This is a genomic window from Iamia sp. SCSIO 61187 (genome assembly GCF_019443745.1).
In the GTDB taxonomy this organism is placed as follows: Bacteria; Actinomycetota; Acidimicrobiia; order Acidimicrobiales; family Iamiaceae; genus Iamia.
On the sequence record NZ_CP050948.1, the window covers coordinates 3197042 to 3212194 of the forward strand.

The following is a 15153-nucleotide window of genomic DNA, read 5'->3' on the forward strand; positions in this document are numbered from 1 at the left end:
ATGCCCGACGCCACGCCCGACGCCCGCCCCCAGATCGACCTGCTGGACTTCGACCGCTTCACCGAGGGCATCCCCCACGAGTGGTTCACCTGGCTGCGCCGGAACGAACCGGTCCACCACCACCCCGAGCCCGACGGGCCCGGCTTCTGGGTCATCACCAAGCTCGACGACGTGACCGTGTGCAACCGCGACGCCGGCACCTTCTCGTCGGCCGCCGCCCGGGGAGGGGTGGTCGGGCTCACCGAGCGCCCGCCGACCGAGGGCGACGCCCCCAGCGAGGCCGGCAACCTCATGCTCTTCATGGACCCGCCGGACCACACCCGCTACCGGCGCCTGGTGAACCGGGGCTTCACGCCCCGGATGATCGGCCAGATGGAGGTCCACATCCGGGACCTGACGACGACGATCCTCGATCGGGTGCTCGCCTCCTCAGGCCCACAGGGCGAGTCCGACTTCGTGGTCGACATCGCCGCCGAGCTGCCGCTCGAGGTGATCGCCGAGCTGATCGGCGTGCCCACCGAGGACCGCCACAAGATCTTCGACTGGAGCAACCGCATGATCGGGGCCGACGACCCCGAGTACGCGGTGTCGCAGGAGAAGCTCTTCGAGGCCCAGGTCGAGATGTTCATGTACGCCCAGGGCCTGGCCGAGAAGCACCGCCAGAAGCCCGAGGACGACATCATCAACGCCCTCCTGAGCGCCGAGGTCGACGGCGAGTCGCTCTCGGACATGGACTTCAACCTGTTCTTCCTGCTGCTCTCGGTGGCCGGCAACGAGACGACCCGCAACGCCATCTCCCACGGCATGAACGCCTTCCTGGAGAACCCGGACCAGTGGGAGCTGCTGGCGTCGGACCCGGACCGCCACATCAAGGGCGCGGTCGAGGAGATCCTGCGCTGGGCGTCGCCGGTGCTCTACTTCCGCCGCAACGCGACCCAGGACTTCGAGCTGCGGGGCCACACGATCAGGGCCGGGGACAAGATCAGCATGTGGTACATCTCGGCCAACCGGGACGAGGACCACTTCGAGGACCCGTTCCGGTTCGACATCACCCGGGACCCGAACCACCACATCGCCTTCGGCGGCGGCGGACCCCACTTCTGCCTGGGCGCCCAGCTGGCCCGCATGGAGATCCAGGTGCTGTTCGAGGAGCTGGTGAAGAGGGTCGACCACGTCGAGTCGCTGGGCCCGCCCGACCGCCTGCGCAGCAACTTCATCGGCGGCATCAAGCACCTGCCGGTCCGCTTCCACCCCCGCTGATGGTCGGAGTGGGTCTGACCCACTCCGACCGGTTGGGGTCAGTCGCGGCGGACGGCCTCGACCATGCGGTCGGTCTGGGCCTGCTGCTCCCAGGAGAGGCGGGCCAGCCAGAAGCGCAGGAACTGGGCCATCGAGTAGCGCAGGAACACGGCGGCTCCGACGAGGGCCACGGTGAGGCCGATCAGGGCGATCACGATGGCGTCGCGCTGCTGGAGCGGGTTCGTGGTGCCGTGACCGATCGTGTAGGCGACGATGCCGATCACCACGCCGGCCACCATGAGGCCCACGCCGACGCGGAGGAACGTCCGGTCCCGCGAGCTCGACGTGTCGGGCAGCTTCATGTCGGCGATCTCCGCGGTGAACTGCTCGACGCGGGTCGGGTCCTGGAGCATGGGGTCTCTCCTATCCACCCAGGTACGCCTGGGAGAGGCTGGCTTCGAGGTCGTGGGGGGTCCCGGTCTCGACGATCCGCCCGTGCACCATGACGGCGGCCTCGTCGGCCACGTCCATCACGATGCGGGCGAACTGCTCGACGAGAAGGATCGTCGTGCCCTCGGCGGCCACCTGGCGCACCCGGGCGTAGAGGTCGTCGACGACGATGGGGGCCAACCCCATCGAGAGCTCGTCGAGGACGAGGAGGGCGGGGTCGGTGGCCAGGCCGCGGGCCATGGCCACCATCTGCTGCTGGCCACCCGACAGGGTGCCGGCCGTCTGGGCCATGAGCGGGCCGAGCTGGGGGAAGCGGTCGACGGCCCGGTCGAGCACGGCGTCGAGCCCCCGCCCGCCGTGCGTCATCATCCAGAGGTTCTCGCGCACGGTGAGGTTGGGGAACAGGCCCCGGCCCTCGGGGATGAGGCAGAGGCCCCGCCGGGCCAGGTCGTCGGGGCGGGCGCCGTTGACCCGCCGGCCGGCCACGAGGACGTCGCCGGTCGACGCCGGGAGCAGCCCGGCCACGACCTTGAGGGTGGTGGACTTCCCGGCCCCGTTGGGCCCGAGGATGGCGACGACCCGGCCGGCGGCGACGGTGAGGTCGATGCCGTGGAGGACGTCGATGCCGTCGTAGCCGGCCCGCACGCCGCGCAGCTCGAGGATGGGGACGGGGCCGTCGAGGACCGCCGGCTCGGCGGGCGGCTCCGGATCCTTGGCCAGGCGCGGACGGTGCCCGTTCGTCGACGCGCCCGGGTCGCCGGCTCGCTTGCTGCGCTCGCCCGGGTCGCCGGCTCGCTCGCTCACGGCTCCGCCCCCTCGGCGACCTTCCGGGTGCCGAGGTAGGCCTCGAGCACCGCCGGGTCGGACTGGATGGAGGCGCAGTCGCCCACGGCGATCATGCGGCCCAGGTCGAGGACGTGGACGGTGTCGCACACGTCCATCACCAGCGCCATGTCGTGCTCGACAAGCACCACCGCCGTCCCGGTGGCGGCCAGGTCGGTGAGCAGTCCGCCGAAGCGGGTGGTCTCGGCGTCGTCCTGGCCCGAGGCGGGCTCGTCGAGGAGCAGCACCCGGGGCTTGCACGCCAGGGCCCGGCCCAGCTCGACGAGACGGCCCTGCCCGGTCGGCAGGGCGGTGACCCGCTCGTCGGCCACGGCCCGCAGCCCGACCTGGTCGATGATCTCGTCGGTGAGGGCGGCGGTGTCGGTGCGGTCGCGGGACCAGCGGCGCCGGATGTCGGCGGCGACGCGGATGTTCTCGCGCACCGTGAGCATCGAGAACAGCTCGAGCTGCTGGAAGGTGCGGGCCAACCCGATGCGCGCCCGCCGGTGGAGCTTGAGCCCGGTGACATCGCGGTCGTCGATGAGGATGCGCCCGGAGCTGGGGGCGAGCAGGCCGGTGATGGCGTTGAACATGGTGGTCTTGCCGGCGCCGTTGGGCCCGATGAGACCGGTGATCTGGCCCGCCTCGGCGCGCAGGGAGGCGTGGTCGAGGGCGAGGTGGCCCCCGAAGCGCACGCTGACCTCCCGCACCTCAAGCACGGGCGCCACCCCCCTCGACCGGCGGCGCCGGCTCGCGCCCGGCGGTCACGGCCGCCACCCGCGAGGCGGCGGCGCCGACCGGCGGCGGGTGGTCGAGGTCGAGGTCCTCGAGCGCCAGGGCCTCGTCGATGCGGGCCAGGTGCGCGGCCCGCCAGGGCACGGTGACGCCGACCCAGTCGAGGTCCTCGGGTGCCTCGCCCCGGTCGGGCGCCGGCCCGTCGGACGCAGCCCGGCGGCGGGCCCCCTCGGAGGCGACCAGGTAGGCGGCGGCGACCAGGAGGACGAAGGGCCAGTTGGCGATGACGTCGGCCAGGCGCAGGGCGTAGGCCACGGCCATGGCCCCGACCATGGCCAGCAGCGCCGGCGTGTCGGCCCGCAGCGGGGCCAGCCGGCGCTGGATGATCGGGAGCACACCGCTCGGGTTGCGTCCCAGCCCGATCCCGGTGAGACCGGGCGTGACGGTGTTGATCTTGGCGAGCAGGGGCCCGAGGGCGGAGGTGAGGGGGATGAGGCCGTAGAGGGAGAACCCGGCGAAGAGGGCGGCGCCGACCAGCCCGGCCCCGCCGACGACCACGAGCATGAACAGCGGCAGCCCGGTGATGAGGTTGAAGCGCTCGGGGGCGACGGTGCCCAGCTGCATGCCGTAGAGGGCACCGCCCAGCCCGGCGATGCCCGCCGAGAGCATGAACACCGCCAGCCGGGGCCACATCAGGTTGAGCCCGAAGGTGGCGCAGGCGGCCTCGCTGTCGCGCATGGCCACGAGCGCCCGCCCGAAGGGGCTCCGGCGCACGGCGGCCACGACGAGGGCGACGGCGGCGAAGGCGACGGCCGAGAGGACGACCTGCGACTCGCGGGAGTTGAACTCGTAGCCGAAGACGGACAGCGGGTCGATGCTCGTCGAGCCCAGCTCGAAAAGGCTGATGTGCACCGGCCCGACGTCGAAGTCGGGCAGGTTGAAGATCCAGCGGTCGAGGGCGACGGCGAAGGCGGCGGTGGCCAGGGCCAGGTAGATGCCCGAGAGCCGCAGCACGGGCAGGGCGACGAGGCCGCCCACGGCGGCGGCGAACACGACCGCCAGCACGATGCCGAGAGGCGACCCGCCCTGCCCGTGGTGGGCGGCGGCGATGGCGCCGACCCCGGCGAAGCTCAGCTGGGCGAGGGAGATCTGGCCGGCGTAGCCGACGAGGGGCACGAGCGAGAGGGCGACGATGGCCAACGGGAAGATCTGCCCGTAGGTGATGAGGCTGCTGGTGTCGAGCGTCGTGACCATCACGACGGCGGCGACCACCACGCCGCCGGCCAGCATGGCCATGCCCGAGGTGGACGGGGCCGGGAAGAACTCGCGCAGGTGGCTGCGCGTCCGGAGCCGGGGGTTCGGCAGCGCCAGCAGGACGAGGAAGAGGATGATCGCCGCCGCGGCCGAGCGGAAGGCGGCGAGGTACTGGTTGCTGGGCAGGTAGGCGGCGAGGTAGCCCTCGGTCAGGCCGATGACCATGGCGCCCACGAAGGTGAGCGGCAGCGACCGGAGCCGGCCGAAGATGGCGGCGGCGTAGGCGTTCACGATCAGGAGCGACAGCGAGGCCGATTCCAGCGACAGCGACGGGGCGATGAGGATGCCGCCCACCGCGGCCAGCGAGCAGCCCACCGCCCAGCTGAGCAGGGCGATGCGGTCGGGGCGGGCCCCGTTGAGCAGGGTGAGCGAGCGGTCGTCGACGTTGGCCCGCATCGAGACCCCGATGCGCGTCCGGTACAGGAGGAACCGCAGCCCCAGCGCCACGACCACCGCGGTGACGATGGTGATGGCCTGGTGGTAGGTGATCGAGGTGACGCCGAGGTCGATGCGCTCGCCGTCGAAGAACTTGCTGTTGGGCCGGCTGTTGCCCGGCTCCCAGATCAGGTTGGCCAGCCCGATGGTGCCGACGAGCAGGCTGATCGACACGACCAGCTTGGTGGCCTCGCTCGTCCCGACGAGGCCCCGCATCACCACCCGTTCGAGCAGCAGGCCGAAGCCGGGGGCCAGGACCAGCAGCACGATCCCGAGGGCGATCGGGGCCGGCCACCCCCAGTCGAAGCGCAGCTGCCAGTACGTGAAGGCGGCCAGCATCCCGATGGCGCCGTGGGCGAAGTTGAAGATGCCGGTGGTCGCGTAGGTCAGGACGAGGCCGCTGGAGATGACGGCGTAGATGGCGGCCAGGCTGAGCCCGACGATGGTGAAGACCAGGAACGTCTCCATCCGCGCTACTCCAGCTCGTCGATGCTCTTGCCCACGTCCTCCAACGTGACCCCCTCGCCGTAGTCGCCCTCGAGCGTCACCACGCTGTCGTCGGCGCAGCGGAACAGGCCGTCGGTGGTCTCGAAGTCGTCGGGGACGGCGAACCCGTCGGGGCTGGCCTCGACGACCATGGCGCAGCGGGGGCCCTTCCCGGAGCTGGGGTCGGTGGCGGCGTGGAGCCCGCCACCGGTCCAGTCGGTGATGCCCGAGGCCTCCTCGAAGACGCAGGCCCGGGTGACCTCGGAGCCGCAGGCCTTGACCGCGGTCGCGAACAGGAGCCAGGCGGAGAAGGAGTTGTAGCCCAGCAGGGCCTCGCTCTTGCCCTCGGGGAGGTGCTCCTCGAACAGGTCGAGGTACTGCTGGGTGGCGGGGTTCTCCTCGGCCAGGAACGGGGGGACGACCGACGCCAGCATGAAGACGTTGCGGATCGACGCCCCGCCGACCTCGATGAAGGTGGCGTCGAGGGCGTTGCCGCCGACGACGGCCCAGTCGAGCTCGTAGGAGATGTCGTCGAAGGCCTGGAGCAGCTTGGCGAAGTTCTCGGGCTCCCCGGTGTAGACGAGGCCGCGCACGCCGTCGCTCTGCATGGCCTGGGCGAACGGGGTCCAGCTGGCCTCGCCGATGGCGTTGTACTGGGCCTCGTAGGTGATGTCCCACCCGAGGGACTCCACCGCCTCCTGGTTCTGGGCGTCGACGACCACGGTCGAGGGGACGTTGCCGGTGAGGAACCCGACGTCGCCGGTCGAGTCCGGGAACCGCTGCTCGATGTACTGGAACGTGGCGATGGGCAGCTCGTCGAGGGCGGTCGGCAGCGGGCGCACGGCGAGGTCGGCACCGCGGGCGGCGGAGGACACCTGGTAGGCGGGGATCTCGGGCAGCAGGCACCCGAGGCGCTCCTCCTGGCCGGTGTCGTCGAAGACGCCACCGCCGCCCACCAGCATGAAGTCCTCCTGGCAGGCCTCGGTGATGCGCTGCTTGTACTCGGTGATCTTGGCGTCGCGCTCGACGACCTCGATCTCCCGGCCGTTGATGCCGCCGGCCTCGTTGCACCAGGTGGTGAACACCTCGGTGGCGTCGAAGAGCTCCTGGTTCAGGCCCTGGCGCCCGACGAAGCCGGGGTCGGAGATGGTGCCCACCTGGATGCTGTCCGAGGTCACCCCCTGGGCGGTGTCACCGGTGGCGTCGCCGGGGCCGCAGACGTCCTCGAGGTCGCCGAAGGAGCCGGCGCCGCCGCCGTCGGGCTCGCCGCCCCCACCCTCGGGGGCGGTGGTCTCCTGGGCCCCGGTCTCGGTCTCGTCGTCGCTCCGCGTGCAGCCGGCGGCGACCATGGCGAGGGTGACCAGGACGGCGAGCACGGCGGCGGATCGCCGTCGGGCCGTCGTCCTCGGCCTCGGAACCCGTGCTGCCCTCGAGCCTGACCGCATTAGCGAACCCCCTGGAACCGGTGTGACGGCCGCCACCGTACACGCGATGCGCCCCGCTCGCGAGAACACGTTCTCGCGCCCCTCGGGCCCGGGCGGCCGCCCACCTGGGAGAACGCGTTCTACGTGTTCGCGGCCGAGGTCGGACGGAATAGTTGCACGCGCAACCATGTTCTCCTGAACGACACGTGAAGGAGACGTCATGGCAGAGATCGAGCTCGGGTTGGACACCTTCGGGGACGTCACCGTCGACGGCGACGGCCGTCCGGTCCCCCAGGCCCAGGTCATCCGGGACGTGGTCGAGGAGGCGGTGCGGGCCGACGAGCTCGGCCTCGACTTCATCGGCATCGGCGAGCACCACCGGGCCGACTTCGCCGTCTCGGCCCCCGAGGTCGTGCTGGCCGCCATCGCCGCCCGCACCGAGCGCATCCGCCTGGGCACGGCGGTGACCGTCCTCAGCTCGGACGACCCCATCCGGGTCTTCCAGCGCTTCTCCACCCTCGACGCCCTGTCGCACGGGCGGGCCGAGGTGATCCTGGGTCGGGGGTCGTTCACCGAGTCGTTCCCGCTCTTCGGCCACGACCTGGCCGACTACGAGGTCCTCTTCGAGGAGAAGCTCGACCTCTTCACCGCCCTCCTCGCCGAGGAGCCCGTCACCTGGTCCGGCACCACCCGGGCGCCGTTGGACGGGGCCCGGGCCTACCCCGAGACCGAGGCCGGGCTGCGGGCGTGGGTCGGCGTCGGCGGCAGCCCCGAGTCGGTGGTCCGGGCCGCCCGCCACGGGCTGCCCCTCATGCTCGCCATCATCGGTGGCGACCCGCTGCGCTTCGCCCCGTTCGCCGACCTCTACCGGCGGGCCCTCGCCGAGCTGGGCCAGGACCCGCAGCCCATCGGGATCCACAGCCCCGGCCACGTCGCCGCCACCGACGAGCTCGCCCGCGAGCAGCTGTGGCCCCACTACCGGGCCATGCACGACCGCATCGGCCGCCAGCGGGGCTGGCCCCCCATGACCCGCGAGCAGTTCGACCTGGCCGCCGGCCCCACCGGCGCCCTGGCCGTCGGCTCGCCCGAGACCGTCGCCGCCAAGGTCGTCCGGGCCGTGACCGCCCTCGGCGCCAGCCGCTACGACATGAAGTACAGCGCCGGCACCCTCCCCCACGACCTCATGCTCCGGAGCATCGAGCTCTACGCCACCGAGGTCGCCCCCCGGGTCCGCGAGGAGCTGGCCACCACTGCCGCCGCCTGACCCCGACCGACGCGTTCCTGCGTCAGCAGCAGGAGAGGACCTCCCGGCAGCGGCGCGGGAACGCGGGCGTCAGGTGAGACCGAGGCCCGTCTTGAGGAGCTGGATGTCGTCCATGCGGTGGGCCTCGGACGTCTCGCAGATGACGGGGGCGTCGGCCCGCTTCACGATCTCGACGAGGATGTCGGGGTCGATGGTGCCGTGGCCCAGGTTGGCGTGGCGGTCCCGGCCCGACCCGGCCTCGTCCCGGGAGTCGTTGCAGTGCACCAGGTCGATGCGGCCGGTGATGGCCAGGATGCGCTCGACCGAGCTGGCCAGCTCCTCGCCCGCGGCGTGGGCGTGGCAGGTGTCGAGGCAGAAGCCGATGCCGCTGTCGCCGATGTGGTCCCACAGCCGACCGATGGTGTCGAAGTGCCGGGCCATGGCGTGGTCGCCGCCGGCGGTGTTCTCGAGGTAGACGGGGACGTCGGTCTCGAGCTGGTCCATGGCCTTGGCCCAGCGCTTGAACCCCTCCTCGGCCGAGTCGTCGGCGGTGACGTGGCCGCCGTGCACGATCACGGCCCGTGCCCCGATGTCCGCCGCCGCCTCGCAGGTCTGCTGGAGGATCTTGCGGCTCGGGATCCGGATCTTGTTGTTCGCCGAGGCCACGTTGATGGGGTACGGGGCGTGGACGTAGACGGGGACGGGCGAGGCCCGTAGGGCCTCGGCGTCCTCGCGGGGCGGTGGCTTCTTCCAGCTCTGCGGGTCGCCCAGGAACATCTGGAAGCAGTCCGCCCCCTCGGCCACGGCGGCGGCGATCGGGTCGGAATCGGAGCGGAGGTGCGAGCCGACGAGCATCCCAAAGAGGGTACGGCGTCGGCGGAGCCGACCCTGTCAGGGCGGCGGGCGGGGTCGGAGGACGTGTACGGCGTGGGCGGAGGGTCAGCGGTCGGGCAGGCGCACCACGGTGAAGAAGAACTCGTCGACCTGGCGGACGACGTCGACGAACCGCTCGAAGTCGACAGGCTTGGAGACGTAGGCGTTGGCGTGCAGGTCGTAGCTGCGGAGGATGTCCTCCTCGGCCGACGAGGTCGTCAGCACCACGACGGGGATGCGGCGCAGCTCCGGGTCGGCCTTGATCTCGGCCAGGACCTCGCGACCGTCGCGCCGGGGCAGGTTGAGGTCCAGCAGGATCAGGTCGGGCCGGGTGGCGTCGGCGTACTTCCCCTCCTTGCGGAGGTAGGCCAGGGCCTGCTCGCCGTCCTCGACGGTGGCGAGGGTGTTCGTGACCTTGCTGTGCTCGAGCGCCTCGGAGGTGATGAGGACGTCGCCCGGGTCGTCCTCCACCAGGAGGATGTCGATGGGGCGGGCGTCGGGGGTGAGGCTCACAGGGGGCTCCGTTCGATGGTGGGGAGGGTGATGCGGAAGCGGGCGCCGTCGCCGTCGTGGGCGTCGACCTGGATGGTGCCACCGTGGTGCTCGACGATCTTGCGGCACATGGCCAGGCCGATGCCCGTCCCCTCGTACCGGTCCTTGGCGTGCAGCCGCTGGAAGATGATGAAGATGCGCTCGGCGTACTCGTCCTCGATGCCGATGCCGTTGTCCTCGACGACGATCTCGTGGCCGTCGGGGATCTCGACCGCCGTGATCCGCACGCGGGGAACCACGTCCTCGCGGTGGAACTTCACGGCGTTGGCGACCAGGTTCTGGAACAGGGCGACCAGCAGGGCGGGCTCGCCCCGCACCGTGGGCAGCGGGTCGGCCTCGATGGTGGCACCGGACTCCTCGATGGCGGCGGCCAGGTTGGAGCGGGCCTGGTCGAGGGCGTCGTCGAGCGGCACCTCGACGGCCTCGCCGACCATCCGCCCCACCCGGGAGAACGAGAGCAGGTCGTTGATGAGGACCTGCATGCGCTTGGCACCGTCCACGGCGAACTCGATGTACTGCTCGCCCCGCTCGTCGAGCTGGCCGCCGTAGCGCTTCTGGAGGAGCTGGCAGAACGACGCCACCTTGCGGAGGGGCTCCTGGAGGTCGTGCGAGGCGACGTAGGCGAACTGCTCGAGCTCGGCGTTCGAGCGGCTGAGGTCGGCGTTGGCCTGGTCGAGCTCCTCGGCCTGCTGCTGGAGGGTGAGGTGCGCCATCTCGACCGCGCCGAGGTCGGCCACGATCCGCTCGCGCATCATCTCCATGGCTGCGGCGAGCTCCTGGAGCTCGGCCAGCCCCACCGGCGTGACCTCGTGGTCGAAGGCGCCCTCGGCCACGACCCGGGCGTCGGCCCGCAGGGACTCCAGGGGGACCTCCACCTGGCGACGCACGAGCCACCACAGGGCGCCGACGGCGGCGACCAGGGCCACGGCCGAGAGGCCCAGGATGAGGACGACCAGCGACGTGATCCGGTCCAGCTCCCGGCCGGCGTCGGCCTTTCGCGTCTGGAGCTCGTCTTGCAGGTCGGCGAGGGCGACCCGGAACTCGTCGAAGAGCCGCCGGCCCTCCTCCAGCGACGCCGGCTCGGCCGGCTCGGGGTCGCCCGCCGCGACCATGGCGATCGTCGGCTCGGCGTACTCCGCGCGCCACCGGTCGGCCGTCTCGTCGAGCAGCCGCACCTCGTCGGCGAGGGCGTCCACCCCCTCCAGGCTCTTGGCCAGCTGGATCTGGATCGCCTGGCGGCGGGCGTGACCCCGCTCGTAGGGCGCGAGGAAGGCCTCGTCGCGCCCGATCACGTAGGCCCGGACGCCGGACTCCTTGTCGGACATGGCCGCCAGCAGGCGCTCGGACCCGACGATGGCGGGGTCGATCCGGTCGATCACCCGCTCGCGGGCGTCCAGCAGGGCCGAGAACCCGGCGGCGCCGAGGACCACTGAGAGCACGGCGACGACGATCGAGACGAGGAAGAGGGCCCGCACGCGCCATCGGAGGCTGGCGTGCGCCCGGGGCGGCGTCGGGCTGGGGTCGGGTGCGGGCGGCGGGGTCACTCCCGGGGCCCGCACCACAGCACGGCGGCGTCGTCGTCGAGGTGGCCGCCGTTGCTGGCGATGACCTGGCGGAACAGGCGGTCGAGGAGGTCCTGGGGGCCGGCCGCGTGCGACTCCAGCTCGGTCACCATCTGGGCCAGGGCTTCCATGCCGAGCCGCTCTCCGCCGTCGGCGTGGCCCTCGTAGAGCCCGTCGGTCACGACGAGGAGCTGCCAGTCGCCGGGCAGGTCGAGGTCGAAGGGAGGCGCGACCTGGTGCTCGAACACCCCGAGCGGCATCGCCGGGCGGGCGTCGGACACCCACGTCGCCACCCCGCTGCTGAGGAGGAGCGGGGGCGGGTGGCCGTGGAGCCGGATCCGCACCGAGGTGCCGCCGGGGCGGAAGGTCAGGTCGCAGACGGTGGCGAAGGTCGTGATCTCCCTCCGCTCCATGCGGAGGATGTCGTCGACGCCGGAGAGGACGTCGGCCGGTTCGGCCCCCGACACCACCAGCGACCGCCAGGCGATGCGCAGGGCGACGCCGATGGCGGCCTCGTCGGGACCGTGGCCGCACACGTCGCCGATCACGACGCGCACCGAGCCGTCGGGGCACCCGACGGCGTCGTAGAAGTCGCCTCCCACCAGGGCATCGCGACCGCCCGGGACGTACCGGGTGGCGATGGCGACGTCGCTCTCGTCGAGGTGCAGCGTCGGGAGGAGGCCACGGGCCAGGCGGTCGTTCTCGGCCTGGCGCTGCTCGGCGAGCAGGAGCCGTCGGGCGTCGGCCTCGGCCCGGCGCCGCTCGACCGCGTACCGGATGGCCCGGGAGAGCGAGTCGCCGTCGACCTCCCCCTTGACGAGGTAGTCCTGGGCGCCGGCGGCGAGGGCCTCGATGCCCCGCTGGCGGTCGTTGAGCCCCGTGAGCACGACGACGGCGAGGTCGGGGGCGGCCCGCCGCAGCGCCGTCACCGCCTCGAGCCCGGTGGCGTCGGGCAGACCGAGGTCCACGAGGGCGCACTGGGCGCCGCGGGCCGAGCCGACGGCCTCGGCGAGGGTGGCCGCCCGCTTCAGCGTGATGGCCTCGCCCGAGTCGATCACCAGCTCCTCGACGAGCAGTGCGTCGCCGTCGTCGTCTTCCACCAGCAGCACGTCGGTGGCCAGCAGCGAGACGGCGGGCGACGTCAGCTCGAGGGAGGCCCCGTGCGTCATCGGCAGATGATGGCACGGCCGGCCATCGCCGCCGCCACCCGTCGGAGCGTCCTCACCCGATGGGATGACCGGCGTCAGGTCGGCGTCGTCGACGGCAGGTCGGCGTTGAGGTTGCCCGAGCGCAGGCCGTCGAGGTCGAGGGTGACGCGGTCGTAGCCGGCCCCCCGGACGGCGGTGACGACGGCCTCCCGCGCCGCGACCACGGCGGCGAGCCGGTCGAGGGGGACTTCGACCCGGGCGGTGCCCTCGTAGTGGCGGACCCGCACCTCGGTGAACCCGAGGCGGTGGAGGGCGGCCTCGGCCCGGCCGACGCGGTCGAGGATCGACAGGGTGACGGGGGTGCCGTAGGGGACGCGGGAGGCGAGGCACGCGGCCGCCGGCTTGTCCCACGTCCGCAGGCCGAGCCGGCGCGACGCCTCCCGCACCATGGCCTTGGTGAAGCCGGCGTCGACGAGGGGGAACGTCGCGCCCCGGGCCGACGCCGCCTCCTGTCCGGGCCGGTGGTCGCCCAGGTCGTCGACGTTCACCCCGAGGACGACCGTGGCACCTCCGGACGCGTCGGCCACGGGGCCGAGGACGTCCATCAGCGCCTCCTTGCACCAGCGGCAGCGGTCGCCGGCGTTGGCCTGGTAGCGAGGGTCGTCGAGCTCGACGGTCGCCACCGGCTCCCAGGCGAGGCCCCACTCCCCCGCCAGGCGGCGGCAGTCGTCGAGCTCCTCGGGCGCCAGCGACGGCGACACCGCGGTGATCGCCCGGGCGGCGGCGCCCAGCTCGTCGTGGGCGACGCGGGCGAGGAAGGCGGAGTCGGCGCCGCCGCTGAAGGCGACCACGACCGAGCCCCGGGCCCGGAGGTCGGCGCGCAGGGCGGCCAGGGCGGCGTCCACCTCGTCGGCGCTCATGGCTGGGCCGCCCACCACGCCGCCTCGGCGCGGGCGGCGACCTCGGGGACGGAGCGACCGGTGGCGGCGGCGACGGCGGCGACGTCGTCGTGCTCGGCCTTGGCCCGCACGGGCGACACCTTGATCCGGACGGGGTGGCCGTCGACCTCGACGGCGGCGAAGGCGCGCGCCGCCGGCCAGCGGGCGTGGGTCGTGGCCCGCACGCCGAGGCTGCCGGTGGCGGTGCGCAGGGCCTCGGCCACGGCGGGGGCGGCGCCGGCATCGGCCAGGGCCGACACCACGTGCGCCGGGCGGCCCTTCTTCCCCACGACCGGGGTGATCCAGGCGTCGAGGGCGCCGGCCGCCAGGAGGGCGGGCACGGTGGCACCCAGGACCTCGCCGGTGGCGTCGTCGACGGTCGTCTCCACGGTCACGACCGGCTGGCCGCCGTCGCCGCCGATCGTCGCGCCCGCCGGCGCCGTCCCCAGCACCACCTGGGTGGCGTTGACGACACCGTCGGGGTCGGCGGTCCCCGCGCCGTACCCGGACGCCTCGACGCAGAGGTCGGGCAGCGGCCCGAACCCCGACGCCAGGGCGGCCATGAGGGCGGCCCCGGTCGGGGTGGTGAGCTCCACCGGGGTGTCGATGCCGTGCACCGGGGCGCCGACCTCGGCCAGGACCCGCAGGACGGCCGGCGCCGGGTTGGGGAGGTGGCCGTGGGCGGCCCAGACCCGTCCCCGACCGAGGGCGACCGGCGAGCACCGGACCTCGTCGACGCCCAGGACCTCGAGGGCGGCGCAGGTGCCGACCACGTCGACGAGGGCGTCGATGGCCCCGACCTCGTGGAAGGTGACGTCGTCGGGCTCGGTCCGGTGCAGGGCCCCCTCGGCCCGGGCCAGGAGGGCGAAGGTGGCGGTGGCCCGCTGGTGGACCCGGTCCGGGAGGTCGGCCTCGTCGAGCAGGGCCCGGACGGTGCGCCAGGTGCGGTGGTGGTGCTCGCCCTCCACCCCCCGCACGTGGACCTTGGTGGCGGCGACGCCCGAGCGGAGGACCGGCTCGGCCTCGATCTCCCACCCGTCGACGTCCACCGCCCGGACGACGTCCTCGACGGCCGCCAGGTCGGCGCCGGCATCGACGAGGGCGCCGAGGGCCATGTCGCCGGCGACGCCGGAGAAGCAGTGGAACCAGGCCAGGCGCCGGTCAGGCACGGGCGGCGACCCCCGCCGGGGCGAGGAGGCGGCTGACGGCGCAGGCGGCGCCGTAGCCGTTGTCGATGCCGACGACGGTGATCCCGGCGGCGCACGACGAGAGCATGGCCAGCAGGGCGGTGACGCCCTCGAGCGAGGCGCCGTAGCCCACGCTGGTCGGCACGGCCACGACGGGGGCGCCGGTGAGGCCGCCGACGACCGACGCCAGGGCCCCCTCCATCCCGGCCACCACGACGACGGCGTCGGCGTCCGCCAGCTGGTCGACGTCGGCCAGGAGGCGGTGCACGCCGGCCACCCCTACGTCGGTGAGGCGGGCCGCGGGCAGGCCGAGGGCGGCGAGGGTGGCGGCGCACTCGTCGGCGACGGGCAGGTCGGCGGTGCCGGCGCTCACCACCACGACGTGGGCCGGCCGGGGCGGCGCCGGTCGCCACGTCACGAGGCGGTGGCGGTCGCCGGTGACCACGCCGTCGGGGTGGGCGGCGAGGGCGGCGTCCGCCTGGTCGGCGTCGGCCCGGGTCAGCAGGACGGGACCGCCCTCGCCGGCCAGCAGCTCGCCGACCAGGGCGGCGCACTGGGCGGCCGTCTTCCCCGGTGCGTACACGGCCTCGGGCAGCCCGGTCCGCAGCAGCCGGTGGTGGTCGACCCGGGCGAAGCCGAGGTCGGCGAAGGGCAGGCGGCGGAGGCGCGACACGGCCTCGTCGGGCCCGACCTCGCCCGCCGCCACGGCGGCGACGAGGGCACGCAGCGCGGTCTCGTCCATCCG

Annotated in this window: 14 protein-coding genes; 2 read left to right on the plus strand and 12 right to left on the minus strand. The window is 73.4% G+C overall.

Going from position 1 to position 15153, the window contains the following annotated elements:
* Positions 1–1260, plus strand: a complete 1260-nt coding sequence (locus HC251_RS15180; protein ID WP_219941441.1) for a cytochrome P450 — start codon at positions 1–3, stop codon at positions 1258–1260.
* A gap of 38 nt (positions 1261–1298) precedes the next feature.
* Here the strand turns inward: HC251_RS15180 and HC251_RS15185 are convergent, their stop codons facing one another.
* The 5 genes from HC251_RS15185 to HC251_RS15205 all read right to left on the minus strand — a co-directional run bounded on the left by HC251_RS15185 (position 1299) and on the right by HC251_RS15205 (position 6857).
* Complete coding sequence (locus tag HC251_RS15185) at positions 1299–1652, minus strand: hypothetical protein (protein ID WP_219941442.1); 354 nt, start codon at positions 1650–1652, stop codon at positions 1299–1301.
* 10 nt (positions 1653–1662) lie between these two features.
* A complete protein-coding gene (locus HC251_RS15190) occupies positions 1663–2409 on the minus strand; it encodes an ABC transporter ATP-binding protein (RefSeq protein ID WP_219945722.1) in 747 nt (248 codons plus the stop codon).
* An 80-nt stretch (positions 2410–2489) separates the two neighbouring features.
* On the minus strand, positions 2490–3239 hold the full coding sequence (locus tag HC251_RS15195; RefSeq protein WP_255566434.1) for an ABC transporter ATP-binding protein: 750 nt from the start codon (positions 3237–3239) through the stop codon (positions 2490–2492).
* A complete protein-coding gene (locus HC251_RS15200) occupies positions 3223–5463 on the minus strand; it encodes an ABC transporter permease (protein WP_219941443.1) in 2241 nt (746 codons plus the stop codon). Before HC251_RS15200 ends, HC251_RS15195 begins: the two co-directional genes overlap by 17 nt.
* Positions 5464–5468: 5 nt before the next feature.
* Positions 5469–6857 carry an ABC transporter substrate-binding protein gene (locus HC251_RS15205; RefSeq protein ID WP_219941444.1) on the minus strand — a complete coding sequence of 463 codons (1389 nt, stop codon included), beginning with the start codon at positions 6855–6857 and terminating at the stop codon, positions 5469–5471.
* A gap of 268 nt (positions 6858–7125) precedes the next feature.
* On the opposite strand from HC251_RS15205, the gene HC251_RS15210 reads away from it, so the two are divergent.
* Complete coding sequence (locus HC251_RS15210; protein ID WP_219941445.1) at positions 7126–8169, plus strand: LLM class flavin-dependent oxidoreductase; 1044 nt, start codon at positions 7126–7128, stop codon at positions 8167–8169.
* Positions 8170–8238: 69 nt separating this feature from the next.
* Here the strand turns inward: HC251_RS15210 and HC251_RS15215 are convergent, their stop codons facing one another.
* The 7 genes from HC251_RS15215 to larB form a co-directional block, all read right to left on the minus strand.
* Positions 8239–9003: a deoxyribonuclease IV gene (locus HC251_RS15215; RefSeq protein WP_219941446.1), complete on the minus strand. Its 765-nt coding sequence runs from the start codon at positions 9001–9003 to the stop codon at positions 8239–8241.
* A gap of 84 nt (positions 9004–9087) precedes the next feature.
* The gene (locus tag HC251_RS15220) at positions 9088–9534 is read right to left on the minus strand and encodes a response regulator (protein ID WP_219941447.1); all 447 of its coding nucleotides are present in this window, start codon (positions 9532–9534) and stop codon (positions 9088–9090) included.
* Entirely contained in the window at positions 9531–11048 is a 1518-nt protein-coding gene (locus tag HC251_RS15225; protein WP_219941448.1) for an ATP-binding protein, read from the minus strand. The genes HC251_RS15220 and HC251_RS15225 overlap by 4 nt, the downstream gene beginning before the upstream one ends.
* Positions 11049–11113: 65 nt before the next feature.
* On the minus strand, positions 11114–12304 hold the full coding sequence (locus tag HC251_RS15230) for a PP2C family protein-serine/threonine phosphatase (protein ID WP_219941449.1): 1191 nt from the start codon (positions 12302–12304) through the stop codon (positions 11114–11116).
* Between the two features lie 74 nt (positions 12305–12378).
* Positions 12379–13203 carry an ATP-dependent sacrificial sulfur transferase LarE gene (gene larE, locus HC251_RS15235; protein ID WP_219941450.1) on the minus strand — a complete coding sequence of 275 codons (825 nt, stop codon included), beginning with the start codon at positions 13201–13203 and terminating at the stop codon, positions 12379–12381.
* Entirely contained in the window at positions 13200–14390 is a 1191-nt protein-coding gene (gene larC / locus HC251_RS15240; protein WP_219941451.1) for a nickel pincer cofactor biosynthesis protein LarC, read from the minus strand. The genes larE and larC overlap by 4 nt, the downstream gene beginning before the upstream one ends.
* Positions 14383–15150: a nickel pincer cofactor biosynthesis protein LarB gene (gene larB, locus HC251_RS15245; RefSeq protein ID WP_219941452.1), complete on the minus strand. Its 768-nt coding sequence runs from the start codon at positions 15148–15150 to the stop codon at positions 14383–14385. The genes larC and larB overlap by 8 nt, the downstream gene beginning before the upstream one ends.
* Between the last annotated feature and the right edge of the window lie 3 nt (positions 15151–15153).